Origin of the sequence: uncultured Xylophilus sp. (assembly GCA_913776965.1) — a bacterium.
Taxonomy (GTDB): Bacteria; Pseudomonadota; Gammaproteobacteria; order Burkholderiales; family Burkholderiaceae_C; genus Xylophilus.
In genome coordinates this window covers 1-7348 of record CAJYQL010000098.1, presented here as the reverse complement: position 1 = coordinate 7348, position 7348 = coordinate 1, and the positions used below count along the sequence as shown (strand labels likewise).

Sequence of the window (7348 nt, the reverse complement as noted above, 5' to 3'; positions counted from 1 at the left end):
GGCAGCTGCAGCGCGCCGAAGCCGTCGAGCAGCACCCGCACCCGCACGCCCGCGCGCGCCCGGGCCGCCAGCCGCGCGACGGTCGCACGGCCGAGGGCGTCGTCGCCGATCAGGAAGGTGCAGACGTCGAGCCGCTCGGTGGCGCCGTCGATCAGCGCCCACAGCGCGTCGCGGGCGGCGGCGCCGTCGGCATGCAGCCGGATGCGGCAGCGGGTCGGCGGCGCGAGGCCGAAGCTCTCGATCAGCTCCGCGGCCCAGTGGCCGACCGGCGTGGTGCGCGGCGGCCGCGGCGGCGGTGCCGGCCGGATCTTGCGGCGGCCGAACAGCAGGTAGGCCGGCAGCACCAGATAGGGCAGCAACGCCAGCCCCATCACCCAGGCGATCGCGGTGGACGGCGCACGGCGCTCGTGGCGGGCGCGGGTGGTGATCACGTAGGTGAGCACCGCGATCGCCGCGATCAGCGTGTGCTGCAGCACCGACGGCAGCCACGACAGGGCGAGGTGCGGCATCACGGCAGGCGGCTCCGGCGCGGCCCGGTGCGCCGGTGCCCGCAGGAGGCGGGCGCCGGGCGGAGGCGGGCGGCGAGGGCGGTGGGCGGCACGGGGCGGCGGTCCTGCGGGGCGGTGTCCGACCGATGGTAGGCGCGGCGGGCGGGGAGTCTGTATCGGCGGATGTCGTGGCGCGGCGCCAACGTCCGGCGCAGCGCAGCGCAGCGCAGCCCTCAGCCCTCAGCCCTCAAACCTCAGCCCTCAAACCTCAAACCTCAAACCTCAAACCTCAAACCTCAAACATCAAACATCAAACATCAAACATCAAACATCAGCCCGCAGCCCGCAGTCCGCAGTCCGCAGCCCGCAGTCCGCAGTCCGCAGTCCGCAGCCCGCAGCCCGCAGCCCGCAGCCCGCAGCCCGCACCGCCCGTTTCGGCCCGGGCCCGTTCTGCGTCCGTGTCCTTCAGCCCAGCATCACCCGGTTCTTCCCGGCCCGCTTGGCCAGGTACATCGCGGCGTCGGCGCGGCGGATCGTGTCCTGGCCGTCCTCGTCTCCGGCGACCTGGGCCACCCCGGCGCTGAAGGTGATCAGCACCTTTTCGTTGTCCTTCAGGAAGAAGCGCCGGGTGAGTTCGCGCTGCAGCCGCTGCATGGTCTGCACGCCGTCGTCGGGCAGGGTGTCCGGCAGCACGACCACGAATTCCTCGCCGCCGTAGCGGCCGAGCAGGTCCTGCGGCCGCATCGATTCGCGTGCCACCTGGGCCAGGTGGACCAGCGCCCGGTCGCCGGTGTCGTGGCCCAGCCCATCGTTGATCTTCTTGAAGTTGTCGATGTCGAGCAGCGCCAGGCACAGCGGCAGGCCGGCGCGGCGGCAGCGGGCGATCTCGCGCTCGACCGCCTCGTCGAGGCCCTTGCGGTTGAGCGCGCCGGTGAGCGTGTCGTGCCGCGCCTCGGCGCTGGCGCGGTCGAGTTCCTGCTGCAGCTTGCCGACGGCGGCCTGGGCCGCGTCGGTGCGGCTGCGCATCTGCACCAGTTCGTCGCGGTGCACCCGGCTGTCGAGCGACATCGCCCGGGTCGCGACGATGACCTCCTGCAGCACCGGCGCGATCTGGTCGAGCGTTGTCGCATGGCCGAGCTGCTCGGCGCAGCGCTCGATCTTGTCGTGGTAGACGTCGCTCGCCTCGGTCATGCTCGACAGCCGGGCGATGAAGGCCGCGAGCATCTGGCGCACCTGCTCCTGCGCCTCCACCGTGCGGGCCTTGGCCTCGGACTGCTTGAAGATCACGTCCCTCAGCCGCGCCTGCAGGTCGTCGAGCCGGCGCAGCGTGAGCGGCGGGGTGGCGGCGGCCGCAAGCGCCTCCGCCTGGCCGTGCAGCCAGCGGTCGTCGATCGCCAGCTCGGCGATGTTGCGGATCACCAGGTGCAGCGCCTGCAGCAGCGCCGTGCGGATCGCGGCCTGCTCCTCCGCGGCGAACGACACCTTGAAGCCGAAGTTCTGAAGCATCAGCCGCAGCGCATCCAGGTCGCCGGCCGGCTGCCGCAGCACGTGGAGCAGCTGCTGCGCCTGCTCGTGCAGCCGTGTGTCCTCGGTGCCGAGGGCGGGCAGCAGGTGCTCGACCAGCCGCGCGACCTGCTCGCCCAGGGCGGTCGGCAGGCCGGCAGACGCGGGGGCGCCCCCTGCGTCGGGGTCCGCTGCCGCCGTGGTGGTGCCCGCGAGCGCCAGGTTCGCATAGCCGACCAGCGTGCGCTGCAGATCGGGCCAGCTCGCCTGGGCGATGGCCGCTTCGAACTGCGTCAGGAGCCGCATCTGCGACGGCAGCTGCGCGGGCAGGATCTTGGCGATCTGCCGCAGCTGCGCATCGGGGAAGCCGACCGGCGATTTCTGGCCCGCGATCTCGTCGTACAGCGCGCGGTAGTTGTCCGGTGTCGGCAGCAGGCGACGGGCGGCCAGCAGCTTGAACGTTTCGCGGGCGAGTTCGAAAGGAGGGCGTTCGGCCATGGCGACGGCGGGCGGCGAAAAATCGGGTGGGGGAGTGTGCCAGAGAGGCGGGTGGGCGCGCCATCCGGATTGCTATGGATTGCATAGCGCTTCGCGCAGACCGGGCGGGCGCAAGGTGCCGATTCGGCTCCGAACGCTCCGCGCGAGCCGAGAGCCGCGGCCCGCCCGGCGAGAATCGGCGCCCATGTTCACCCTGCTCTTCGACGGACTCGCCTACGGCATGCTGCTGTTCGTGCTGTCGCTCGGCCTGTCGGTCACGCTGGGGCTGATGAACTTCGTCAATCTGGCGCACGGTGCGTTCGCGATGGCGGGCGGCTATATCGCCGTCGCGGCCACCCGGCAGGCGGGGCTGCCGTTCCTCGCGGGGCTGGGCTGCGCCTTCACGGGCACGGGGCTGCTGGCCTTGGCGCTGGAGCGGACGCTGTACCGCCGCATGTACCGCCGGCCGCATCTCGACCAGGTGCTGCTCACCATCGGGCTCGCGTTCATGGCGGTCGCCGCCACGACCTGGTGGATGGGGCCGTCGCAGCAGACGGTCGTGCTGCCGGCGTGGCTGCGCGGCCGCACCGAGATCGGCGCCGGTCCCTGGCAGCTGGCGGTCGGGCACTACCGGCTGTTCGTGGCGGCGGTCTGCGGCGTGCTGGCGCTGGGGCTGCAACTGCTGCTGCGCTACAGCCGGTTCGGCATGCGGCTGCGGGCGGCGGTGGAGGATACGGGCATCGCCGCGGCCCTCGGCATCGACGTGGACCGCATCTTCCTCGTCACCTTCTGCGTCGGCTCGGGCCTGGCCGGGCTGGGCGGCGCGCTGGCGGTCGAGCCGATGGGGCTGGACCCGTCGTTCGCGCTCAAGCACCTGGCGCTGATCCTGGTGGTGGTGGCCGTGGGCGGCACCGCCACCGTCGCCGGTCCGCTGGCAGCCGCGCTGCTGCTCGGCGTGGCCGACGTGATGGGCAAATACTGGCTGCCGCAGGCCGGCGCCTTCACCGTCTATGCGCTGGCGATCGGCGTGCTGCTGTGGCGGCCGCACGGGCTGCTGGCGCGCCGGGGCGGGGCATGAGACGGGTACCGACAGGCACGGTGCGCACGGCCGTCGTGGGGCTCGCGTGGGTGGTGGCCTTCCTGCTGCCGGCGCTGCTCCCGCGCCATGCACTGCTGGTCAACGAAGTTGTAATCGTCGCGCTGTTTGCGCTGTCGCTCGACCTGGTGCTGGGTTATGCGGGCATCGTGTCGCTCGGCCATGCGGCCTTCTTCGGCGCTGGGGCCTATGCGGCGGGGCTGTTCGCCCGGCACGTCGCGGCCGATCCGCTGGCGGGGCTGGCCGTGGCCGCGGCGACCGGTGCAGGGCTGGGCGCGGCGGCGGGCCTGACCGTGCGGCGCGGCACCGACCTGTCGCGGCTGATGGTGACGCTCGGCGCGGCGCTGCTGCTGCTGGAGACGGCCAACAGCGCGTCGGGCCTCACCGGCGGCGCGGACGGGCTGCAGGGCATCGTGCCGAGACCACTGCTCGGCCTGTTCGCGTTCGACCTGTACGGCCGCACGGCGGCCTGGTATTCGCTCGCGGTGCTGCTGGCGGCGGTGCTGCTGGTGGGGCGGGTGGTGCGTTCGCCCTTCGGCATCTCTCTGCAGGCGCTGCGCGACGATCCGCGCCGCGCCGAGGCGATCGGCATTCCGGTCGGCCGCCGCATCGTCTGCGCCTACACCCTGGCCGCGACGCTGGCCGCCATCGCCGGCGGGCTGTTGGCGCAGACGGCGGGCGTGGTGTCGCTCGACGTGCTCGCCTTCCACCGCTCGGCCGAGGTGCTGCTGGCGGTGGTGATCGGCGGTGCCGGCTGGCTGTACGGCGGCATCGTCGGGGCGGTGGTGCTCAAGCTGCTGCAGGACGCGCTGTCGGCCCTCACGCCGCAGTACTGGATGTTCTGGCTGGGACTGGTGATGGTGGTGCTGGCCCTGGCCGGCCGCGACCGGTGGCGGCTGCGTCTGCCTGGCCGGGGGCACGGCGCATGACGCCGGTTCTGCAGGCGCGCGGGCTGCGGCTGCGCTTCGGCGGGGTGGTGGCTGCCGACGGCATCGACCTGGATCTGGCCCCCGGCGCCCGGCACGCACTGATCGGCCCCAACGGCGCCGGCAAGACCACGCTGCTGCACCTGCTGGGCGGACAGCTGCGGCCCCAGGCCGGCCGGGTGCTGCTGGACGGGCGCGACGTGACGGCACTGCCGCCGCACCGCCGCGCCGCCGCGGGGCTGGTGCGCAGTTTCCAGATCGGCGCCGGATTCCGGTCGCTGGTGCCGCGCGAGGCGCTCGCCTTGGCAGCGGCGCAGGCGGCCGGGCAGAGCGGCACCTGGTGGCGCCCCCTTGCACGGCACGCGCAGGCCGGCCGAACCGCCGACGCGCTGCTGGAGCGCTTTGGCCTCGCCGCCGTCGCCGCCGTGCCGGTGCGTCACCTGGCGTACGGCCAGCGCCGCCTGCTGGAACTGGCGCTGGCCCTCGCGTGCGCGCCGCGGGTGCTGCTGCTCGACGAGCCGGCCGCCGGCATTCCTGCCGAGGAGCGCGGCAGCCTGGCGGCCGCGCTGACCGACCTGCCGGCTGCGGTCGCCGTGCTGCTGGTGGAGCACGACATGGACCTGGTGTTCCGCTTCGCCGAGCAGGTCACCGTACTCGCCGAAGGCCGTGTGCTGGCGCAGGGCACGCCGGCCGCCATCGCCGCCGATCCGCGCGTGCAGACGGCCTATCTGGGTACGCCTCTGGCGTCCGACTGAGGGCCGACCACCCCGCGTCGCGCCTGCCTCATCGACCCCGCTCACGGTGAGTTGTGTCGTGGCGGGATCGACCCGGCTTACGGTGGACTGCGGCGCGGCAGCAGCGGTGACCGCGGCAGGAACCGGAAGGCCGCCGACGCCGCCACCAGCATCCCGGCGATGCAGAGCATCACGGCGCGGAACGCGTCGTCGCCGTGGTGACGGGCCCACGCGGCCACCCATCCGGTCAGCCACTGCATCAGGGCCACTCCGAGGAACATCGACATGGTGTAGAGCGACAGGGCACGGCCCGTCACCTCGGCCGGGTAGGAGGAGCGCACATCGGCGTATTGCAGGACGCTGTAGCCCGACAGCAGTCCCATCGCGAAGATCAGCACGACCGTAGCCACGCGGAGCTGCAGGAACGCCAGCACCACGAACATGCCGGCCGTGAGCAGCGCCAGCGACACGATCCACCGGCGGCGGCGCGCCGGCCCCGGGTCCAGGCGGCCGAAACAGGCCGGCACGAACAGGGCGATCAGCGACAGCACCAGCGTCACGTGGCCGATCTCGACCAGCGAAAAACCGAAGCGGCCCGACAGCAGCGGCCCGAGCCACAGTCCGCGCAGCGAGAGGAATGCGGCATAGCAGCACATGCCCAGGACGAAGATGCCCCAGGTGTGCGGCATCCGGAACAGCGTGCCGAAACCGGCCGCCGCCCGGCCCCAGGATTCCCGTGGTCGGTTGCTTGCCTGCGGCAGCGCCGGCTCGTGCACGCGGAAATGGATCAGCAGCCACGACAGCAGAGACAGCACCGCCAGTACCCAGAAGCCCCGGCGCCATCCGCCGTGCTCGACGATCCACGCCAGGGGCGTCCCGGTGAAGATCAGCCCCAGGCCGCCCACCCCCATCCCGACGCCGGAGAAGAAGGCGAAACGCTGCGGCGGAAAGTGACGGGCGATGAACACGGTGCAGGCCAGGAACGCCGGCGAACATCCCACGCCGATCAGCAGCTGTCCGAGCATCAGCCAGCCGTAGCTCGGCGCGCTCGCGGAGACGGCTGCCCCGATCGCCGCCAGCGGAAACACGGTCAGCACCGTGCGGCGCAGACCGTACAGGTCCATGCCGATGCCCATCAGCAACTGGGTCACCCCGAACGACAAGCCGAACAGTCCGGCGAAGGCTCCCAGGGAGCTGGGTGACAGGCCGAAGTCCGCCTCCAGCCCAACGGCGATGATGCTGGTGACCGTGCGGAACGCCTGGCTCAGCGCGAAGCCGGAGAGCAGGCACAGGAACATCGCCCACAGGGCGCGGGAGGGCGCTGCCGGCACGGGAGCGGGGGAGGGGTCGGCGGCGTCGGTCACGGCACGGAGTATGAACGGGCCGTCAGACTTCCGTCGACGGGGAGTCGGTGCTGCACGGCGCGGCATTCAGGGCACATTGCGCCGTGCTAATTTGGTCCGCCCGCTGCGGCCGCCGTTCGCGGCTACTTCACCTGCTGCTTCCCCAGCTTCCTTGCCAGCGTCCGCCGGTGCATCCCCAGCCGCCGCGCCGTCTCCGAGATGTTGAAGCCCGTCTCGGCCAGCACCTCGTGGATGCGCTCCCATTCCAGCGTCTTGATCGAGGTCGACCGGTTGGTCAGGCCCACCTCCACGTTGCCCTCGACCAGCCCGAACGCCGCCTCGATGTCGTCGGTGTTCGACGGCTTGGCGAGGTAATGGCAGGCGCCCAGTTTGATCGCTTCGACCGCGGTGGCGATGCTGGCGAAGCCGGTCAGCACCACGATCAGCATGTCCGGGTCGTGCTCGTGCAGCAGCTGGACGCAGGCCAGGCCCGAACTGTTCCCCTTGAGCTTGAGGTCGACCACCGCGTAGCCGGGCGAATGCGCCTCGAGCAGCACGGCCGCCTCGTCGTGGCCGGAGGCCACCAGGACCCGGTAGCCGCGCCGCTCGAAGGAGCGGCTCAGGGTGCGGGCGAAGGCCTCGTCGTCTTCGATGATGAGCAGCAGGCGCTCAGGGGTGTCGCTCAATTGGCTTCCTTGTTGCGTTGTTCTTCACGTTCTGCACCTTCCTCACCTTGCCGCTGTCGAGCATCGCGCTCGATGAGGAAGGTGCAGAACGTGAA

The 7348-nt window shown here is 72.0% G+C and carries 7 protein-coding genes; 3 read left to right on the top strand and 4 right to left on the bottom strand.

The window, feature by feature from the left end; genetic code table 11:
* Window positions 1-509, bottom strand: a 509-nt coding sequence (locus tag QZ500_RS14045) for a PLDc N-terminal domain-containing protein (protein WP_295856026.1), incomplete at its 3' end; no start/stop codon positions are given.
* Between the two features lie 444 nt (window positions 510-953).
* On the bottom strand, window positions 954-2489 hold the full coding sequence (locus QZ500_RS14040) for a GGDEF domain-containing protein (RefSeq protein ID WP_295856025.1): 1536 nt from the start codon (window positions 2487-2489) through the stop codon (window positions 954-956).
* A gap of 184 nt (window positions 2490-2673) precedes the next feature.
* Between QZ500_RS14040 and QZ500_RS14035 the strand changes: the two genes are divergently transcribed.
* From QZ500_RS14035 to QZ500_RS14025, 3 genes are read left to right on the top strand one after another with little or no spacing between them, the layout of a single operon-like run.
* Window positions 2674-3546, top strand: a complete 873-nt coding sequence (locus tag QZ500_RS14035) for a branched-chain amino acid ABC transporter permease (RefSeq protein ID WP_295856024.1) — start codon at window positions 2674-2676, stop codon at window positions 3544-3546.
* Window positions 3543-4493, top strand: coding sequence for a branched-chain amino acid ABC transporter permease (locus QZ500_RS14030; protein WP_295856023.1), 951 nt, complete (start codon window positions 3543-3545; stop codon window positions 4491-4493). The genes QZ500_RS14035 and QZ500_RS14030 overlap by 4 nt, the downstream gene beginning before the upstream one ends.
* Window positions 4490-5245: an ATP-binding cassette domain-containing protein gene (locus QZ500_RS14025; RefSeq protein ID WP_295856022.1), complete on the top strand. Its 756-nt coding sequence runs from the start codon at window positions 4490-4492 to the stop codon at window positions 5243-5245. The genes QZ500_RS14030 and QZ500_RS14025 overlap by 4 nt, the downstream gene beginning before the upstream one ends.
* A 77-nt stretch (window positions 5246-5322) precedes the next feature.
* Here the strand turns inward: QZ500_RS14025 and QZ500_RS14020 are convergent, their stop codons facing one another.
* Together QZ500_RS14020 and QZ500_RS14015 are read right to left on the bottom strand one after the other, a co-directional pair.
* Window positions 5323-6522 (bottom strand): MFS transporter, encoded by a 1200-nt coding sequence (locus QZ500_RS14020; RefSeq protein ID WP_366763215.1) that lies wholly within the window; start codon window positions 6520-6522, stop codon window positions 5323-5325.
* Between the two features lie 188 nt (window positions 6523-6710).
* The gene (locus tag QZ500_RS14015) at window positions 6711-7253 is read right to left on the bottom strand and encodes a response regulator transcription factor (RefSeq protein WP_295856020.1); all 543 of its coding nucleotides are present in this window, start codon (window positions 7251-7253) and stop codon (window positions 6711-6713) included.
* Window positions 7254-7348 lie beyond the last annotated feature (95 nt).